This window comes from Tessaracoccus massiliensis (genome assembly GCF_000826065.2).
In the GTDB taxonomy this organism is placed as follows: domain Bacteria; phylum Actinomycetota; class Actinomycetes; order Propionibacteriales; family Propionibacteriaceae; genus Arachnia; species Arachnia massiliensis_A.
On record NZ_LN623536.1, the window covers coordinates 14,423 to 33,301 of the forward strand.

General features: G+C 68.1%; 20 protein-coding genes. All 20 read right to left on the reverse strand.

Annotated elements, in window-relative coordinates:
- Positions 1–126 precede the first annotated feature (126 nt).
- A complete protein-coding gene (locus BN1186_RS00255) occupies positions 127–642 on the reverse strand; it encodes a hypothetical protein (protein WP_040281421.1) in 516 nt (171 codons plus the stop codon).
- Positions 642–1,292 (reverse strand): hypothetical protein, encoded by a 651-nt coding sequence (locus tag BN1186_RS00260; RefSeq protein WP_040281424.1) that lies wholly within the window; start codon positions 1,290–1,292, stop codon positions 642–644. Before BN1186_RS00260 ends, BN1186_RS00255 begins: the two co-directional genes overlap by 1 nt.
- Entirely contained in the window at positions 1,289–2,293 is a 1,005-nt protein-coding gene (locus BN1186_RS00265) for a hypothetical protein (protein WP_040281426.1), read from the reverse strand. Before BN1186_RS00265 ends, BN1186_RS00260 begins: the two co-directional genes overlap by 4 nt.
- On the reverse strand, positions 2,290–5,826 hold the full coding sequence (locus BN1186_RS00270; protein WP_040281429.1) for a hypothetical protein: 3,537 nt from the start codon (positions 5,824–5,826) through the stop codon (positions 2,290–2,292). Before BN1186_RS00270 ends, BN1186_RS00265 begins: the two co-directional genes overlap by 4 nt.
- Before the next feature lie 3 nt (positions 5,827–5,829).
- On the reverse strand, positions 5,830–8,877 hold the full coding sequence (locus tag BN1186_RS00275) for a peptidoglycan DD-metalloendopeptidase family protein (RefSeq protein WP_052459594.1): 3,048 nt from the start codon (positions 8,875–8,877) through the stop codon (positions 5,830–5,832).
- 359 nt (positions 8,878–9,236) lie between these two features.
- Complete coding sequence (locus BN1186_RS00280) at positions 9,237–9,635, reverse strand: hypothetical protein (protein WP_040281434.1); 399 nt, start codon at positions 9,633–9,635, stop codon at positions 9,237–9,239.
- A gap of 98 nt (positions 9,636–9,733) precedes the next feature.
- Entirely contained in the window at positions 9,734–10,285 is a 552-nt protein-coding gene (locus tag BN1186_RS00285; RefSeq protein ID WP_040281437.1) for a phage tail tube protein, read from the reverse strand.
- A 1-nt stretch (position 10,286) separates the two neighbouring features.
- Entirely contained in the window at positions 10,287–10,616 is a 330-nt protein-coding gene (locus BN1186_RS00290; protein ID WP_040281439.1) for a hypothetical protein, read from the reverse strand.
- On the reverse strand, positions 10,613–11,032 hold the full coding sequence (locus tag BN1186_RS00295) for a hypothetical protein (RefSeq protein ID WP_040281441.1): 420 nt from the start codon (positions 11,030–11,032) through the stop codon (positions 10,613–10,615). Before BN1186_RS00295 ends, BN1186_RS00290 begins: the two co-directional genes overlap by 4 nt.
- Positions 11,029–11,307 carry a hypothetical protein gene (locus BN1186_RS00300; protein WP_040281449.1) on the reverse strand — a complete coding sequence of 93 codons (279 nt, stop codon included), beginning with the start codon at positions 11,305–11,307 and terminating at the stop codon, positions 11,029–11,031. Before BN1186_RS00300 ends, BN1186_RS00295 begins: the two co-directional genes overlap by 4 nt.
- Positions 11,308–11,311: 4 nt before the next feature.
- Positions 11,312–11,671, reverse strand: a complete 360-nt coding sequence (locus BN1186_RS00305; protein WP_139650692.1) for a hypothetical protein — start codon at positions 11,669–11,671, stop codon at positions 11,312–11,314.
- Positions 11,668–12,066: a hypothetical protein gene (locus tag BN1186_RS00310; RefSeq protein WP_040281454.1), complete on the reverse strand. Its 399-nt coding sequence runs from the start codon at positions 12,064–12,066 to the stop codon at positions 11,668–11,670. Before BN1186_RS00310 ends, BN1186_RS00305 begins: the two co-directional genes overlap by 4 nt.
- A gap of 68 nt (positions 12,067–12,134) precedes the next feature.
- Positions 12,135–13,106: a major capsid protein gene (locus tag BN1186_RS00315; protein WP_040281456.1), complete on the reverse strand. Its 972-nt coding sequence runs from the start codon at positions 13,104–13,106 to the stop codon at positions 12,135–12,137.
- Between the two features lies 1 nt (position 13,107).
- Positions 13,108–13,473 carry a hypothetical protein gene (locus BN1186_RS00320; protein ID WP_040281459.1) on the reverse strand — a complete coding sequence of 122 codons (366 nt, stop codon included), beginning with the start codon at positions 13,471–13,473 and terminating at the stop codon, positions 13,108–13,110.
- Between the two features lie 23 nt (positions 13,474–13,496).
- Positions 13,497–13,955 carry a hypothetical protein gene (locus tag BN1186_RS00325; RefSeq protein ID WP_052459595.1) on the reverse strand — a complete coding sequence of 153 codons (459 nt, stop codon included), beginning with the start codon at positions 13,953–13,955 and terminating at the stop codon, positions 13,497–13,499.
- 151 nt (positions 13,956–14,106) lie between these two features.
- Entirely contained in the window at positions 14,107–14,328 is a 222-nt protein-coding gene (locus BN1186_RS00330; protein ID WP_139650694.1) for a hypothetical protein, read from the reverse strand.
- Positions 14,316–15,608, reverse strand: coding sequence for a VG15 protein (locus BN1186_RS00335; RefSeq protein ID WP_040281463.1), 1,293 nt, complete (start codon positions 15,606–15,608; stop codon positions 14,316–14,318). The genes BN1186_RS00330 and BN1186_RS00335 overlap by 13 nt, the downstream gene beginning before the upstream one ends.
- Positions 15,609–15,611: 3 nt before the next feature.
- Complete coding sequence (locus BN1186_RS00340) at positions 15,612–16,985, reverse strand: hypothetical protein (RefSeq protein WP_139650696.1); 1,374 nt, start codon at positions 16,983–16,985, stop codon at positions 15,612–15,614.
- A gap of 13 nt (positions 16,986–16,998) precedes the next feature.
- Positions 16,999–18,540 carry a terminase large subunit domain-containing protein gene (locus tag BN1186_RS00345; protein ID WP_052459596.1) on the reverse strand — a complete coding sequence of 514 codons (1,542 nt, stop codon included), beginning with the start codon at positions 18,538–18,540 and terminating at the stop codon, positions 16,999–17,001.
- Positions 18,488–18,879: hypothetical protein (locus tag BN1186_RS15660; RefSeq protein ID WP_218975366.1), on the reverse strand; the 392-nt coding region annotated here is incomplete at its 5' end. The genes BN1186_RS00345 and BN1186_RS15660, both read right to left, overlap by 53 nt.

An 18,879-nucleotide genomic window follows, 5' to 3' on the forward strand; every position in this document is an offset into this window, starting at 1 on the left:
CGCCCTTGGCGCCCTCGACCACAAGGTTGTCGACCTCGACGGGTGTTTTCTTCCGCGCCGACCACCACGTCAGGACACCGACCAGTGTGCTGGAGGACACGACCCCGGCGATGAGTGTGGGCCACGTCATCGCACGACCCTCAGCGCAGCGATCCGCTCCGGTGCCGTGCGGCGGTGTCGCCCAATCAGGGTCAGTGATACGGCGCGGGAGGCAGCCAGCACGGCCCAGGTGATCGGCAGCATGGTGGCCAGCACCCACGGCCCTGTGTGCGCCACGGCCCATGCCATACCGAGCGAGACGATCACGATCAGCAGCCACCCGAGACGCTCGATGGCGAGCGGGGAGTCGATGCGTGCCATGACGCGGCCGTCGTGGCGCTGCATGAGGCTGGGTCGCCAGGTCATGCCGAGCAGCGCGGTGCCGACGCCGAGCAGCAGCAGGGCGCCGAGAGTGGCCTGCACCCAGCGCGGGATGGGGGTCAGTGACGGTAGCAGAGCATGTAGCAGGAGCGAGTCCGCGATGATGACCGCCGCGCCGATGGTCACCAGCACCAGCAGGGTGACGCTGAGCGGGTGGGCGCGCAGGTGGTCACGCCACGAGATCGGCTGCCCTGCGGCGGGTAGGTACAGGTGGTCGGGCATCACACGCTCCACGGGGCGATGGTCGACAGGTCGACGCGGTTCGTGGCGGCGGCCCCTGCGGCGACCACGCCGGTGGAGCCGACGTAGCCCACCAGATGGACGCCAGCGTTGTTGCTCATGGACTTGTAGGCCAACCCCTCTCCTGCGGGCAGTGACGGGCAGGCGGCCGACGGGAGGGTGAGCAGCGTTGTCCAGGGGGCCGGGAAGTTCCCGGCGGCGCGGGTCACGGAGCCGTGGAGGTAGACCGTGCCGTTCTTGATCCGCCAGTAGGCGGTGCCGGTGATGCCCGACGCGGGCGTCACAGCAGCCCATTCGGTCGAGGTGGGCACGGCCAACTGGGTGCGGAGCGAGGTACGCACCCCCGCCGACAGCTGCCCATCGGCCAGCTTCGCCAGTGAGATGCTGGCGAGGGTGGACTCGTCCCACGTGAGCGACAGCGGGAGAGCGTAGCGGCGGCGGCCCGCTGTCAGGATCGCCACCCGCTCACCGACTGCGCCCTTGGCCATGAGCGGGATGACCTCACCCGGCATGTCCTCCCCGGTGCACTGCACCATGTAGGGGGCGGTCGAGGTGACCGTACCGTCGAGGATGCTGACCGTCGGGCGATCGCGGCCGCCCATCAGTAGCTGCTCCAGTGTGCTCTTCCTCATCGGACCTCCTGCAGTGTCCATGCCGTCTCAGCCGACGGTGCCCATGTGTGCGACCAGCCGCGGATGATGGCGCGCTTCTCGACCTCGCGCTCGGTCCATGTCAGGGATGCGAGCGACCCGGCGTCGACGGGCTCCCACGGGGCGGTCAGGGTCAGCTCGGCGGCTTGGGCCTGCAGATCCCGGCCACGCTTGGCGGCCTGCGCATCGGCGGCCGTTTGGGATGTCGCCTCGACGCGGATGGTGTCGGTGTGGCGGCCGTAGCGCTTGATCGCTGCCAGGTCAACCCAGCGACCCACCAGGCCCTGCGTGCTGCCCGACCCTGCGGCGATGGCCAGCACCTCGTTGGGGACATCGAGCAGCCGGTCGGTCAGCTCCAGCTCGGGTACGAACTGCCCGCGTGTCCGGTCGTCGGCCCACTCGACCACGGGCTCGCCGCCAGGTGCACCGATCAGCGGAGCGGCGTATCCGCCGTCGCGGGTGGGCCGCACGGGCTCATGCCCTCCAGCGGCCAGCATCTCCGACAGCGCAGTGAGTAGCGGCGTGCCGACCTCCCATGTGAGCGGGACGCGAGCCGTGGCGTCGGTGTCGACGATGGCCAGCGGAACTCCGGGCAGGTAGGTCTCCAGCAGCCGGCGAGATTCGGCCTCGATGTCCCCGCCGGTGGGCAGCGTGTAGCTGCGGCGCAGATGGATGCGGGCCAGTCGCACCGTCGGGTCGACGGCGCTGAGCGTCCATATGTCGGGCCCGGAGGACATGGCGCGGGTCAGTCCGGTGGGCACCCATGTGCCGATCGTCCACGCCCCCTTCGCGCAGCGATAGGTGCCGCGCAGCAGGGCCCCACGCAGGTCGCCGGGATGCTCCCTGAGCTGCACCGTCATGCCATGCGGGGACGGGCGGCTCTCCTGCCAGTCGTCGGAGCCGGAGCCCTCGACGATGGGCAGCTCGTCGCCGTCGACGACGTGCAGTCGCCAGCTTTCCTGGCCGCGGCCCCGGCCGATCATCCGGCGACCCCTTCGGCGACGGTGACCTTCACCGACTGCACGATGCTGGACGTGCCAGACCACGACAGCTCGCCGGTGACCGCACCTGAGATGACGACCCCCGACGGGTCGCGGTAGGTGACGACGCCGGGATGCTGCCCGATGGCCAGCCACTCAGCCGGCGTGATCTCGTCGTCGTCGAGGACGACGAAATCGGCGCTGACCGTGCGCCCGGTGGGTGGGCCCCAGTAGTGCGTATCGAAGGCGTCGCCGGCGTAGCGGACGGCCTTGACGTGGCGGGCGGGCTGGGTGTGGCTGAGGTTGGGGTTCCAGATCCCGCGCAGCGTGCGGGGCCCGTCGGGGCCGGTCCAGTCGATGACGATATGGTCGGACTCCACGACGACCTCGACGGGCGCGGACTCGGACCAGCCGCCGCCCCGGGCGTAGGCGCGGACCTTGTACAGCAGCCGCTTCCGCAGTGGGGGCGTGTCGTCCTGTATGGACCAGGTGTCGCTAGCCTCGCCCAACAGATCCCATGTGACCCCGCCGTCGTAGGAGCGATAGAAGCTGACCTTCTCGGTCGCCTCGACGGGAAGGTCGCCGCCGTCAAAGGCATAGGTCGCCTCGTAGGCGACCTGGCCCCATCGGTACCAGCCGTACTCGTAGCGACCCTCCGGGTCGACGGTGTTGGCGTCGAAGGGGGTGCAGCGCATCGGCCCGGTCGAGGGCCTGTCGGCGATCAGGTGCGGACGCACGGCCCATACTGCGGCATCGCCTTGGCCGTAGTGCTCCAGCCTGGCGCTGACCAGCGCGCCGGCCGTGAGGGAGGTCTGCACGTGGACGGGGGAGCGCTGCTGATAGGTCGGGGACTCGACCCACTCGCCAGGTGATTCCTCGGCGCCGCTGACCAGCGTCATGCGGGCCCGCGCTGTCGCGGACGGCGTCAGCTTGAGCACCTCGGCACCAGCGCAGACGCGGTACTCCGGCCAGCGTTCAGGCAGCGGCACGTCCAGCGTCGACACCGACCCGGCGCCCACGACCACTGCGGGGGTGAAAGTGCCGTCGACGTTGAGGCTGCGGCGATCGACCGACGAATTCCGGCCGGGGGTCCATTTGTCCCATGGCAGCATCCATGCCAGCCGCGTCATGGTCAGGCCCGACGGGACGAGCGCCCCCAGTGCCACCGACTCGCCTACGACCTCCGCTGTCAGCGTGGGGCGTGGCGGGCGGGTCAGCTCGGTATCGAAAGCGACCTCGGCGGGGAGCGACCACTGATACCCGTCCCACGCCTCGGCGCGGACCCTGTAGCTGGAGGCGTCCTCGACGGGCAGGGTGGCCCAGATCACATGGGCTGCCAGGGTGCGGCTATGGACCTCCCTGCCTGCGCCGTCGAGCAGCGTCAGGCGCGTCTCCTGCACCGCCCCAGTGAAAGCCAGCTCGATTCGCACCGTGGAGCTCGTGACCGTCGACCCGTGCGACGGCGCCAGGATGGAGACCTCGGGGCGTGCACGGAGTGTGAAGATCCGCGAGGCGTAGGCGCCGGTGGTGGGGTGCTTGCCTCGGGTCGCGACCTGGACCTCGATCCGGTCACCGGCAGAGAAAGTGCCCGCCGGGATGGTGGCCGTCGCGGAGGTGCCGGGGTAGCGGTTGGTCCATGTCGTCGTGCCCTGCCTGCGGAAGCGGACGTGGGCGTAGGTCTGCGCCGAGCCATCGAAGGGCCGATGCTCGAAGGAGATCTCGATGTCCTCGCGCGGATCCAGCGAGGACAACCCCGCGATGACGGGGGCCGCGGGCGGGACGTCGGCGCTCAGGGTCGCCGAGTATCGCCAGTCGGGGGACACACCCTCGGGCATCAGTGGGTGCTGCGGCCGGATGCGCCACGTGTGCGACACGCCTGCCGCAAGCATGGCATGGGTCGCCGAGCGTGCAGCGCCACCGGGGGACTCGAGTGGGTACCAGTCCGGCTCAGGGGCGTCGCGACCCAGCGTCGAGGTGGTGAACTCCAACTGCCACGACTGCGCGGTCGTGGCACCCTGTAGCGTCCACTGCAGATCCGCGTCAGGGCCGGTGCGGCGGGCCTGTAGCGACGACGCCCCCAGCGGCACGGTAGCCGCCTGCGGCGACTCCGGCGACGTCGACTCTGATGCGCCGGCCGCATTGTGCGCGATCAGCCGGTAGGAGATCAGCGCGTTCGACGGGGGGCGATCCGTGGCCGTGTTCGCAGGGGCCGCGACGGTGGCGATGGTGGTCACCAGCCGCCGCCCATCGGCAAGTACCGCGACGCGCTCCACTGCGACGCGCTCTACCCGCCTGTCTGCCGCCGTCGGCGGCAGGGTCCAGGAGATGGTCGGGGTCGTGCCTGCCCATGTGACCGTCGGGGCGCCCAGTGCCGACGGTGCAACCACACCCGCCGCGACCTTGGTCGACGCTGCGGACGTCGCATCACCGGCAGCATTACGGGGCAGCACCTCGACGGTGACCGCGCGAACCTTGTCAGCAGTGATCGTGACCGTCCGGGCCGTGCCCGGCAGTGTCCTGCTGTACCAGGTGGGCGACCCGTCGACCTGCCAGCGCACCAGCACGCTCGTCCACGGCGCGCGGGCCGTCGGAGAGCCGGAGAACGGGACAGTGATCGTGCCATCGGCAGCACGCGACGGAGAGCCGATCGTCGCGCTCGGCGGCTTCTGCCACCACGCCTCCACCGTCGTCGACGACGACGGGTTGGACGTGACAGAGTGCTGCCTCTGCGCCACCTGCACCGCATAGCCATGCACACCGCTGGGGACCGCAATGGTCAGCTGGGGTGACCCTGCCGAGACGGCGCGCGGCGACAGCGTCGACCACTGCCCATCGGGCAGCTGCCGGATCTGCGGCACCACCTGGGCGTCGCTGACGACGCCGGAGAGATTAAGCCGCACCTGCTTCTCGGCGGTGCGGGTGGCCGACACGATCGACGGGGCCGCGACCTGCCACGGCCCGACCTGCACCTCATTGGACCAAGCGACCCGCCGCCCCGACGTGTGACCGGCCGAAGCTCGCACCCAGTACGTCTGCAGCGGATCGAGCGCCTGTCCGGCCCAGCTGGTGATCGTGTAGCGACCGTTCAGTGTCGTCTCGGACGTGGCCTGCGACCAGCCCCGCGACGTGGTGCGCAGCTGGTAGTACATCGCAGTGTAGCCGCTGGCTCCCGCCTCGTACTGCACCGAGATGAAAGCCCCCGTGCGGGTCGCGGCGAGGATCTTCGGCGGCGCCACCGTGATCGGGTCGACCTTGACCTCATTGGAATAGTCAGTCAAGACGCCGGAGGAGTGCCGGGCCCGCATCCGCACGTAGTACGGCGTGTTCACGTCGAGTGGGGTCGTGCCCCACGAGGTGACTGTGTAGTGCCCCTGCCGGGTCGTCTCCTGTGTCGCCTGCCACCAGCCCGAGGTCTCGGTACGCAGCTCGTAGATCATCACCGTGTAGCCAGACGCACCCGCCTGGTAGCGCACATAGATGTCCTTGCCGACGCGCTGCGTCGACAGGATCTCCGGGGGTGCGATCACCGTGGCCATAGGTCAGGCTCCAATCGGGACTAGGTCGACGTTGTGCTGCGCCACGAGCCGCTCCAGGTGCTCGTAGAGGTCCGCGAACTCGCGGAAGGTGGACACCTGGCGGGCGTCGAGGGCGAGGGTGAGGCTGTTGATGTGCATCGTGCGACTGAGGGCCGCGGACTCGCGGGCGTTGTAGACCCGCTCGCCGCCTCGGAAGTCGACCAGCTCAGGGCCTCGCTCGCCGACCCAGGCGAGACCGCTGGGCGCTGACAGTGTGCCCGCTGCAAAGCCGGGGACGTTGAGGAAGCCGAGCAGCTCGGCCAGGCCGGGAACCTTCCCGGCGGCCCACTTTGCGGCGCCGCCGATGGCCTGCTTGGCGGAGCCCATGAAGGTCTCCCCCCACGGGCCCGAGGTCATCTCGCCGAGCGAGGTTTGGATCTCGCGGAATTGGCGGGGGAGTTCGACCAGGAGGTCGATGAGGTTTCCCTTGTCGTCGGTCACCATCTGGCCCTGGGTGTCGACTCCGGCCTCGCCGCCACCGTTGATGGTGGCGGCGCCTGACAGATATGGCTCGGGGTTGACCTGCCGCCCGTTGCGGCGGACTTCGAGGTGAAGGTGCGGGCCGTTGGAGTTGCCGGTGGAGCCGAGATATCCGAGGATGCCGCCGGCCTGCACAGCCTGTCCCACGGATGCGATCAGGCGAGACATGTGGGCGTAGAGCGTCTGCAGACCCCCGCCGTGGTTGACGATCGCGTGGTGGCCGTAGGAGCGGCCAAGTCGAGCGGCGTGAGACACCGTGCCCGCCCACATCGAGCGAATCGGGGTGCCGTATGGGTTGCCCAGGCTCGAGCCGAAGTCGAGGCCGCCGTGCCACTTGCCGGAGCTGCGGTACCGCCCGCCGTTCCATCCGAAGTGGCCGCCGGGCACGGGGCGGATCGCTCCGCCTCCCGCATAGCCGGGGACATGGAAGTCGCCGGCGTTGATGGCCTCCAGCACGTCACGGTATCGGCGCGTCTGGTCACGGTTGACGATGAACTCTTCGCCCTCGAACCGGAACAGGCCGCCGCTGCGGGTCTGCCCGAGGTAGGGGTCGCGGTTCGAGGCGGACCACGGCAGGTCCACGTAGCCGCCGGTCTGGTACGCAGCGAGCGCGCGGGCCGCACCACCCCCGCCGCCGGAGCGGGCGGCAGGAACGTTGACCGTGGGGATCGGGTCGCCGACGTCGACGCCGGGGATCAGGTTGAGGAGCTTGCGCAGGCCGTTGTTCCAGATGACGTCGATCACGAAGTTGACCGGCGCTGCTGCGGCGCGCTGGATGCCGCCCCAGACGTTGCCCCAGTTCTTCCCAAACCATTCGACAGCATCGCCGATCTGGTCGAACGTGGGGGCAAACACGCTCTCCCACAGCCACCCAACGGCCGGGCCGACGACGTTCTCGATGATGTCCCAGATGCCGTTGAGGACGGGGTATAGGCCCGTGTCCCATGCCCACTTCACGACCTTGGCGATGCCCTCGAAGGCGGGGATCAGGACGCGGTCAGCGAAGTCGAGGACGACCGGAGCGACGCGCTCGCTGATGAAGTCAGCGATCGTGCGGAAGGTGGGCAGTACGCGGTCGGTGATGAAGTCCGCCACCGTGCGGAGTGCGGGAAGAGCGACATCCTCAAACACGCGGCGCATCGTCGGCGCCACCCGGTCGGTAAGGAAGGCAACGATCTGCCCGACGACCGGCAGGACGTTGCGGGTGATAATCGAGACGAAGGTGTCGAGCGCGGGCCCAACGACAGACAGCACCACGCCGGCGATGCTTGACCACGTCGGAATCAGGGTGCCGGTCACATAGTCGCCGACGGCGCGCATGACGGGCATCAGGCCCTGGCCCAGTCCGTCCCAGAGTTGCTGGAAAGCGGGCACGCCGACGCCGGTGACCCATTCGCCGAGCTCGGATAGCCGGTCATGGATCAGCAGCATCACGCCGACAGCCGGGTGGTCCTCCTTGAGGCCGAACAGGCCGCCGTCGAATTCGCCATGGAACAGCAGGCTCCAGGCGGACTGGGCGCCTTCTGCCAGCCAGCCGATGGCGCCGCCGACCGTGTCGATGACGTCAGGCAGGCGTTCCATGCCGGAGATGATTGAGGGCATGATGCTGCCCACCCAATCCCCGAACTGCACCGCCAGCGGCTCCAGCTTGCCGCCCAGGGAGTCGATCGCCGGGATCGCGGCCTGGAACCCCTCGGTGAACGCCTGCAGCACAGGGGTGGCGAAACTCTCACCAATGCGCCCCAGCGCGGCGCGAGCATTGGCCATCGCACCCTCGAAAGTCTCGCCGGACTTCTGGGCCGCGCCGCCCAGGCCCTTCTCCATCGCAGACTGGAAGGTCTCGAAGTCGATGGACCCCTTGCGGGCAAGCTCCGAGACTTCCTCGGTGGTGATGCCCATCTCTTTGGCGACGAACTGCAACACCGGGATACCGCGGTCGCCCAGCTGTGCGATCACATCGCCCTGCAGCTTGTTGGAGCTCGCCACCTTATTGAAGATGGCGCCCATCTCGCCCATGCCTGAACCCGCGATGGTCGCGGTGTCACCGACGAGCTTCAGGGTGCGCTCGAGGTCCTTACCGGGCTTGATATTCGCGGCGACGGCGGAGGCTGCGACGGTGGCTGCGTCACCCATGCCGAAGGCCGTGCCCTTGACGGAAGCCAGGGCGTTGCCCATGATCGCCTCGACGCCCGCGGCGGAGTGGCCCAAGCCCTCCAGCTTCTTCTCGGCACCAGCGACATTGAGCGACCGCTCGATGCCGGCACCGAAGGACATGCTGCCGAGGCCCTTGAGTGCGCCCCCGACGCCGTCGAGGAGCTTCATGCCGACACCCATGCCGACGCCGGACATCACATTACGGAGAAAGCCGCCGGAGCGCTTAGCGAAACTGTCGCCATACTCGGCGCCGGCCTTGTCGCCTGCCTGCCGGGCGGCGGGGGCAGCCTTGCCCATCTCCTGTTTGATGGCAGGCACGAGCCCTCTGGTAGAGGGCGCCAACTGGAGGTAGGCCGTGCCCAGATTCAGATCAGCCAAGGCCCCCCTCCAGTGTGCTCACTTCTTGCTGTGTTTGCGCCGGAACTTTTCAGCCATTAGCTGGGCCCTAGCGTCGCCTGCCGCCTTCTCCCGCATGTCAGCGGGCCGCGGGTAGGGCTTGGAGTCCTTCGCGCCGAGGCGGTCGAAAATTGCGGCGGCAATGTAGTCGCCCTGATCCCACTCGGCCGGGGCGTGGATCGCACGCCAGGACGCGGAGCCAGGGGGGAGATTGGCGGCCAGCGCGGCCGCTCTGCGGATCGTGTAACGCCCTCGCCACATGTCGCCCAGATCGAGGGCGTAGACGCGCTGGAAATCGGCCTCCAGCGCGTCTGGGCACTCGGCGAGCAGGTGGACGAGGGTCAGGAGTTTGGGTTGAGCTCCGCGAACAGTTCCTGCAGGAACTCGACACCGGCGGCCACCGGGACGCGGCCCGTGTCGGGATCTCGAAGCACCTCCATCAGCTGCCCGAACTGGGCGGCGCCTAGCACTCCGCGCAGCGCGGAGGGTGCAGCGGATACCGCACTGGGGCCGCCGTCGTTGAGGGTAGCCAACTTCTCGAGCAGCTCGAAGTCGTCGAGCGCGTCGCTGGAGACGCTCCACTCGCGGTCTCGGACGACGACCGTGTATGAGTCCACCTCGACGGCTTCGGTCTCGGCAGTTGGCTTCTGGTGGTCAGCGGGCGGAGCGATCTCGCGTGCCTTCTCGCTGGGCTTCCTTGCCGTCGACTTCCTCGCGGCAGGCTTCTTTGCTTCGGACATGGCAGACCTTTCAGGATGCTTGCAGACCTTTGGGAATGAGGCCGCCCCCGGAGCGGTCTGCGGTGACTCCGGGGGCGGCGGCTACGGGGGGGATGGGGCTAGGTGCCCGAGCCGACGATGGCCGGGTTGTCGGTGATCTCGAACCAGTCGCCGATGGGGGTGACCTCGAACTCGTGGATCGTCATGGCGGCGTTGCGGTGCTGGATCGTGCCGGTGCGGGCGTAGTCGCCGGCCGGGATCACGTAGCGCTTGTGCACGTCGCCGTCGAGCATGTCAAAGACCCATGCGCGGGTATCGGAGGCGACCTGATCCTTCACCGTGGTGGTCGCCACGCCTGTCGCGACGACGGGCTCCTGGCCACGGTACTTCAGCCCATGCACAGCGAGGTTCTCCTCGAGCGCCTGGAACTTGAACGTCGTGTCGGAGCTGGTGACCTTGCGGCGGACGATCTTGGCGCCCTGCCAGGCACGGAACGGCTCCGAGTTCTGGTCGAGCGACTCGTCGATGCCATCCTCGGACAGCCATCCGATCTCGACAAAGCCGGCGGGCGGCTCATCCAGGCCTGTGGGGCCGGTGGTGCCACGAGGCGCGACCCAGGCCCCGCCTGCCTCGTCGCCGTAAATGCGGACGTTCTCAAGGTTCTTCGCCATGTCAGGCCTCCTTGGTCTCGGTGATCGCGGCCAGGCCGTCGACCACGGTCTTGCGGTTCTTGCCGGACTTCTCGGCCTCCAGCGCGGCGGCGTCCAGCTCGACGTCGTCGCCGACGGACTTGAGCACCTCGTCGGCAGTGAGATTGTCAGTTGCCAGCTTCGGGGGATGGGTGCCGAACACTTCGGCGGGGGTCGGGGCGTCGACCTTGCGGGCGAGGCCGGACATGACCAGGTCGGCGGCGAGGCCGGCGTCGAGGTCGGCCGACTGATCGGCCTCGTAGCTCGTGCCATCCGCACCGTGGTACGGGTAGGCAAACTCGACACGCGTCATGGCGTGATCCTTCCTTGTTGTGCACCCGTGGTGCGGTTGCCGACTCGCCGGACCAGCGAGTCGAACGTGAACTGGTAGCGCTTGAGCGCGCTACTGGGGTCGGGAAACTCAAAGGGTCCCGTCGTGATGACATTGCTGGCCTTCGTCGTGTCGTCCAGCCATGTGCCATCTGGCACCTCGAGGGCCTCAGCTATGTCGTGGGCAAGCTCGGAGGCGGCGAAGGCATCGGCGTGCCACACCTCGACGAGCATCTTCGGCGCGTCCTGCACGAGATTGGGGCGGGTGCCGCCCACGCGGGAGACGCGGATGGTGCCATCGACCATCTCGGCCGGCACGCGGGTGGAGGCCAGCAGGTAGCCGGAGCGGTGCAGGTGCGTGATCCACGCTGCCTCAGAGTCGGGGCGGGGGGCGGTCATGTCGACTCCACCGCCTGCAGGAGGCGGCGGCCACGCTCGGACGATCCGGCGTTGATGCCGGTCACCCGTGAGACCGTGTCGCCGTGCCAGACGCTGTAGCCGCCCCACGACGAGGCCCCATTGCAGCGGGCGGCGATGGCGTCGGCTGCGGGCCTGATGCCCTGCTCGTAGATCTGGCGAGACAGCGCATCGCGGGCACCGGCCTCAATGGCCAGCTCCCAGTCGCGGCCACGGTAAAACTCGCGGCGGCCACCGAAGAATGTCTGGATCGACACGAGATCACCCCTTTCGTTTGAGCAGCTCAACCACGACGCCGGCCACAGGGTTATCCCAGGGCCCGTTCGTCCAGTCGAGCGAGGCGCCGTTGACCTCGTACCAGTCGCCATCGACATGGACCTCTTCGGAGCCGTCCAGCTCGATGCCGGGCGGGCAGTAGAGGGCCCAGGCGATCCGGGACGTGTCGCGGCCTGCCTGTACGGCTTCCCGTGGCACACCGGGCGCCATCCCGTAGACGGACAGGTCAAACTCCTCGAGGTCGGCCACGGGTCGGTAGCCGTGCGGGTTGCGCTCAGCTGCGGCCACTGGGCGGCGGGCTGGGAGGATGTAGACCCGGCGACGGTCAGCGAGTCGCAGCCTCATCGCCGGATGATCCCGGAGCCGGGCAGCACGGTGAAAGCGCGGCGGCGACGCCCAAGGCCGTTGAACTCGGCGCACATGGCGCGCAGGTCGCGCTCCTCGCGGCGGGTCAGGAAACCGGGGTCGTAGCGGCGGGTGTCGACTGTCTGTGATGCGGAGAACGGCCCGTTGGTGACCTGCTCGGTCGTAACCTCGCCGTCGCCGTACTGCACCCTGCGGATGATGGCGGTCCGCAGAATCGCCTTGACCGCGTCGCCATGAGGGAACGCCTCGTCCTCGATGCACGGGGCCACAACCTTCGCGCGCGCCAGGACGTCGTCAATGTGGTCTCGGATCACCTTGTCTGCCACACCGCTGCCGACGTGGGGGTGGATGTCCTCGGGGAGAAGGATAATCACACATGACCTCCTGCCTTGAACGGGGGAGTAATGGAGGGCGGCGCATAGGGAGCGCCGCCCTCCACTGCTCAGAGAACCTTCGCCGACAGCGAAGCGTTCGGGTTGGCCAGGATCGGCAGGGCGATGGCCTTGCCCATGACCCAGCCCATCGGCGGGGCGTCGGCGCGGTAGAGGCCCGCGACGATGCCGGAGCGCTCGGCTTCACCGAGATTGAACCGCGGATCGCCAGACTCGACGGTCGGGGCGAACACGGTGCCGCCCACCTGGCCGGCGACAGCCAGCACAAGGCGGTCGTCGGCGATGAAGCGCGTCCCGCCGGCACGACCGTCGTAGGACTGCAAGGTCGGGAGGCCCTGGCCTGCCAGGACGTCGTTGACCGCATCGCGGCCCACGATCGCGCCGGTGCCGGTGATGTAGCCAGCGGCAGCCAGCTTGGCGCCCAGGATGGTCGCCACGCGGGTGGAGCTGAACAACGTGTCGGGCGTCATGCCGGACTCGTCGGCGATCATGTCGGCCCACCTGCGCAGGTCGGCGATCGGGTCGGCGCCTGCGGCGGACCACAGCTCGGTCGGCGCGGCATTCGTGTGCGCGGCCTTGCGGCCAAATGCCACGTTCTGCTTCACCTTGTTCTCGTTGATGGCGAGGGAGCCGTTGACGAGCGCCTCGCCGCGAGCGCGGTTGAGGCGGGTGATGATCGCGCGGACCATGGCGTCGGCCTTGTCCTCGGCGAGCTTCTGCACGCGGGCAGGCTCGGTGACCTGCTCGTACTCCGACAGACGCAACTTGCGGGAGACGGGGAGGAGACGGATGGTCTTCTCCTCGCCCTTCGAGCCGCGGCCGATGGAGGCCTCGGTGTCGAACTCGCCGTACTCCGCCTCGTCGCCGATGATCTCGCCGACGGTCCAGGAGAACTTGACCTCGTCCTGGTTGAGGTTGGGCAGGATGCGAGTGAGCAGGGAGTCATCCAGCGACTCCATCGCGACGCGCGAGAATGCGGTCAGCTCGGCGGGGTCGACGATGTCAGTCCAGAGCGTTGCCATCTCAGGCCTCCTCGTAGATGAACGCTCCGCGGTCGGCGGGGACCGTGAGCGTGACGGGCAGGAAAGCGACCTTGATGCGGCCGTGCCACATCACCGCGGTCGGCTCGTCGCCGTGGGTGATGTCGCGGTTGTCGATGGAGAACCCGTAGAGGGTCTGACCCTCGGTGCCCACGTAGGGGCCGAAGGTGCCGTCGCCGAGATCGGTGAGCGGGTAGCCGGACGGCACCACGCCGTTCTCGACGCCCTCGGCGGTGGCGAACGCCTCGGCGTTCAGGGTTCCGGGATGAGCCTCGGCTACTGCGTGCCGAGATCCCATCCAGCGGTCATCGCCGCCACTGCGGGCGGTCGTGATGGGGCCAATGCCCATGATGGTTTCCCCCTTTCAGGGAGTCAGTTCTTCTTGCTGTAGCGAGCCTCGGCGCGTTCGCGTCCAAGCTCATAGGGAGTGGTCTGCGCGTTCGGATCTCCGGTGCCCTGATACGGGTTGCCGCCGGGCTTGACTGCGGACTTCGCATCTTCCAGCCACTCGTCAGCGGACCGCTCCAACTCCTCGCGGGTGGAGCCGTTGAGCCACTTCTCTGGCACCTTCTTGGCGGCGGCGATCTTGGCCTTCTCGACCTCGATGTCCTTGGCGGACAGCGACCCGTTCAGGGTGGACACCTCGGTCTCCAATTCGGTGATCCGGGCGGTGGCCTGGTCAAGGGTGGCCTGTGCGTCGGCCTTGAAGGCCTTGAGGTCGTCGTAGTCGGCGTACTTGTCGCGCTCGCGCTGGACGCGGGGCCCGATGGCGGCGTCGATCTTCGCCTGTAGCTGCTCGGTGGTGGTGATGGGCGTGTCGAGATCCGGCACGGTTTTCCTCCTTGGTCCGCGCATTGACCGCTGCGCGTCGGCGTGGCCCCATCCGCATGGAACGGCGGGAGATCATTGGGCCCGTGTGGGCATGAGAAAACCCGCGAGGCCATCGCCTGCGGGTTGAAAGGGGTCGCCGTGGTGCTGTGGGCTAGGGGAGGTCGCCGTAGCGGTCCTGCAGGGCCTGCTGCGTGCCTGCGATGAAGCCGCCGTTGTAGGCCCTCGTGATCGTCGCTGCGTGCAGATCCTTGCCCAGATAGGACTCGTGCTCAGGTGCGCGGCCACGGTTGGCCACCGCGTCGTTCCATCCCTGTTCACGGGCGGCATGCATCTCGGTCTTGGTGGGGAGCTTGCCGCCGCTCACTGGTTCCACGTTCCCGCTCTCTTCTGCATGGCCTCGAGGTTGCCGTCGTGCATCTGCTGCCAATCTTGCCATGTGTAGCGCGGATTCGCGTCCCAATAGGCCAGCATTTCCTCGCTCGCCCACGAGCGCGCCGTGGGCTCGTTGACGCTCCACAGGTCTCGGGGTGTGCGTCCCGCTGCACGGGCCTCGGCGGTCAGCATGAATCCGTTCGTGGCGTTCTCGGCGTGGACGAACTCGGCCTCGAGGTACTGCTCGTAGTCCTCGCGCTGCTGACGGCGCGCAGGGGCCTGCTGTTTCGCGGTGCGGCCGCTGACATGCTCCCACTGCGCCATCGCGAAGTGCTCGCGGCGGGTATCGGGGAGCTTGTCGTCGAATCGTGCCTGGTCGCGTGGATCCAGGTTCTCGTACCAGTCGTAGACGTCGGGATGGAATGGGTCGCCCAGGTCCACGCGGCGGCCGGACGTGTCGTAGAAGTTGGCATCGAGGATTTCGGAGATTCGCTCGGCCTCGACGTAGTCGCCGCGCGTCATCGCTTCCTCTATGCGGGCCTCCAGCTCACTCTCTGTCAGCTTGAGCAGGGAGTCGGCGCCGTCGTCATCATCCTTGGTTTCGTGGGCTTCGACGGGCTTGCTGCCCGTTCTCCACTGGATCAGCAGCTCGGCGGGGTCGTAGCCCTCGGGCAGAGGGTCGCCGGGGCCGATCGGCACGATCTGGCAGTTGCAGTTGCCGTGGAATTGGCTGAGCTCGCCGGCGGTCTTGGCCGTGCGGTAGACGGCACCTCGCGAGCCGAGCATGATGCAGAAGTCGCAAGGGTCGGGCCCCGACGGGACTCGCGCGAAAGTGACCCCCCGCTTGTCGCGTCCCCACTGTGTATCGCGGCCCGCGTTGTCGACGATGGTGTCGCGGGCGGGTTGCTTGATGTACTTGTCGAGCGAGGTGGACAGCGCGGCCATCGTCGCGTCGGCGTCGCCCTTGAACAGATGGGTGGACGCCGAGCGTGCCCGGGCCTCGGTCGCTGCATCAGGGTAGGTCTCGGCCTGCTGGGCGCGGTACTCGCCGGGCGCGCCTGCTGCGGCGCGCAGCTCGTCGTACCACTCGGCGCCGACCGCTGCCGATAGGTTTCCGTACTCTCGCGCTAGGGCGGGGAACGCCTCCGCGAGCAGCGCTGCGGCATCCTCGGGATCGAGTTCCGCTGCGCGGCGAGACATGGCGTTGAGGTCAGATTTGGCCATGCCGGAGAGCCGCGAGAGGACGTCTCGGAGGCGGGCCACCTCGGCGGCGGTGGCCATCGGCTACACCGTCGCCGTGGGTGCGGTCGTGGGCCTAGGTTCGCGGGTCAGCACCTTGTCGAGTAGCCCGCTGCCTCGGGCAGCGCGGTTCTCGTCAGCATGAACACGGGCGGCGTCGGGTGAGATTGGCAGCAAGTCCAGGGTGGCCTTCGTGCCCGCCTGGAAGTTCCCCGCGCCGATCTGCTGGGCAACGAACTGGCCCTGCTCGAGCGGGGACCTGGTTCGCGCCTCCTGCCACTGCGACTTCAGCGACGACACCTCGCGGGCATCGAAGTCGCCATACAGAGCAGTGAGAGTGTTCAGCGCCATTGCCCGGCGGCCGCGATTGAAGCTCGGCTGCTGGTCCTCGACGGAGCGAACCAGGTCGACTTCCTGGGCCCAGATCGCCTGCGCAGATGTCGGATTGGAATCGGCGATGATGCCGAGATAGTTCGGCGGAATCGAGGATGCGCCGGAGAACAAGCCGCCGATCAGCCGCATCTGGTCCGAGAATGGCTGCTGGCTCGCCTGCGGGGAATAGTGGATCTCGGCTCGGCGCAGACTCTCGGGGTAGTTCGGCTCATCGTCAGGATGGATGTCGGGGAGCATGTCGACGCCGCCCGGCATCCGCACCCAGCCCTTACCCTCGAAGGCCTCCGGATCGACACCCAGCATCCGCTCGCGCGGGTTGGAGTACCACTCGGCCGACACCTCGGAGCGCATGAACGTTCGCACGCCGGCGTCCGTGAGGCCCATGATCGGACGGGTGATCCGCGACGTCCCAAACGGTCGCTCCAGCGTGGCGCCATGCACATACGGCGCGCAGGGGACACGCGTGGGCGAGTCGATCTCGTCGATGACCATCAGGCGACCGCCGACGAGCTGCTCGACATGCAGGGTCAAGCCAGGCATGTAGATGTTCGCTCGGCGATCACCGAGCAGCTCCAGCGCAGAGGTGACCGTGCCGGCACGGTTGACCGTCGCCGTCGCAGCCAGCGCCGACGAAGCCGTGTGCAGCACGCGGGGCTCACCGGCGGCAGTGTCGCCGGGCGTGGTGAACACAAACGCGGGCCCGTGGCGCAGTGCGGCATTGATGGCCATCTGCTCGATGAACCCGGCTTCGCCCTCGTCCAGGGCGCGCTCCAGGTCGTTCAGCAAGCCACTGTCATCGAGGGTGAAGCCGGCCGGTCGGAGGCGTGAGCTGAAAACCTCGATCGCCTTACCGGGCCAGAACATCGGGGTCTGCTGGACGGTTTTGCCGTCGGGGAGAGTCATCCCGTAGGCGTCCAGCAGTCGCTCGGCGTCGGCGTAGAGAGTGCGCTTCTGGTTGCGCTTGGACTGTCGGGCGATCTGCGCCTGCAGGCGACGGAAGGCGTCCAATTCGGCGGCGGTGGCCATGCGTGCCATTCGGTCACCTCCTGCCAGCGGCTCGGCCGCGGCCTGAGCCGCGGCCACGGGTTGATTCGCGCCGATCCCCGACGGGGTGGCGCTTCGTTGTCTTTGCTGTCCATACGGCCATAGCTGCCGCCTCGATGGGCAGCTGATCTGCCTCGGCGGTCATCGGTTTCCACGACCAGCCACCCGTGCGGACCTTCTGATCGCACTGGGTGGCCGAAGCTGTCAGTGCGTCGGTTTCCTCGCCGATTGGGTGAGTCAGCGTCCTGTCGCGCTGCGCATCCAGGAGCATTGCGTTGGCCGCTAGCACCTGCGGGGTGTTCATCAGATGGATCATCTGCCTAGGCACGCCCGCGTCGACCAGCGCCCTGTGGAGCGTACTGGCCTCACCGCCGCCAGCGATCGAGATGGCGGCCAGGGAGCGCCATCTCTCGGGTCGGACGGGATCTGCTGTCAGCCAGGTGACGAGCGCCCTGGTGCCTGTGGCTGCCGATCCGCTGTGGGCGCCGATCAGCTCGACGTGGACCCCCTCATCATGCTTGACTGCGCCGGCCACAGCCTGGCGAGAGCCGTCGAAGTCGAAAACGATGGCCAGCGACCGGATGCCCTCGGGCGGTTCAGTCGTCGCGGTCTCGGCCCACTCGCCCGCGGAGATCAGCGACGGCGACTTGTCGGCCTCATCGTCCCAAATGCCCATGCCCTCGCGGCGGAAGTCGCCGGGGGTGAGCTTGCGCCTCAATCGAAGGATTGACTCCTCCGGCGTGCGTAGGGGGTAGGACGGGTTCATCCGTGCCCACACCTGGCGGTCGTCGGGGTCGTCGCCCTTCTCCGCGCCGATCTCGATCCATGCCCCATCGGGCAGTTCGCCCGCAGCGGCCTGCTCGCGCATTCGGGTGAACACTTCGGACTTGCCGGCGTCCTCCGGCTTCGGAGGGGTGCCGATGTAGACATGCAGGCCAAACTTCGAGGTGTTCATCGTGGCCAGCATGTTGCTCATGGCCTTCTCGGACAAAATCTGCGCCTCGTCGAAAACCAGGACGTCGACACCGGGGATGCCTCGCCCGAAACCGGCCTCGCGGGCGCCGAAAAGAATGCGCGACCCATTGAGGAACGCGATTTCCTCGGTGCCGGAACCGGTGTGCACATGCCTGACGAACGGCTTGACTTTGGCCCGCTGCGCGAAGGCCTGCATGTCCCGGAACGTCTCCTCATGGGTGCGGGAATGCTGCGCGGACCAGATGACCAGCAAGCCGGCCATGTCGACGCACAGGGCGAACAGCAGGCCGGAGAATGTGTAGGTTTTGCCGACCTGGCGGGGGGCGGAGATCCCGACGCCGTCGATCGTGGTAGCCAGCCTGCCATTGTCCCGCTTGGACAGGATCACCCTGCCCAGGCCGTGCTGCCAGTCGTCGAAGGTGATGCCGAGCTTCCTGCGGCACGTGGTCGCCGTCTGAGGCCACCCCGTCGAAGCGATGCCGGTGGGGACACTCAGTCGCTTGGCGACCTCAGAGAGCTTCCGCGCTCCAGGCTTCGTCCTCGACGTGCTCAACGTCGTCACCCTCCTCCTTGGCCCGCATGTCGATCGCCTCGATCTCCTTGGCGATGTCCTGCAGCCGCCGGGTCAACGCGGCAAGATCACGGGGCGGGCAGTCAGGATTCGCCACCGCAACAGCAATCCGGTCACGCATCGCCACCAGCAGGGTGCGGTGGTCGCCAGACTTCGCGGCCTCAGCAACCGACTGGGCGCGCGCCAGTGTCTTCTTCTCGTCGGGAGCGACGGCGCGCAGCTGAGGTTTCGGCACGATGGCACCCCCTTCGAGGCGGAGTGAGGCATGGAAAAACGTCGTGTATAAACCGGCCCTATGCCGTGGGAGGGCCGGTTTATACACGACGTTTT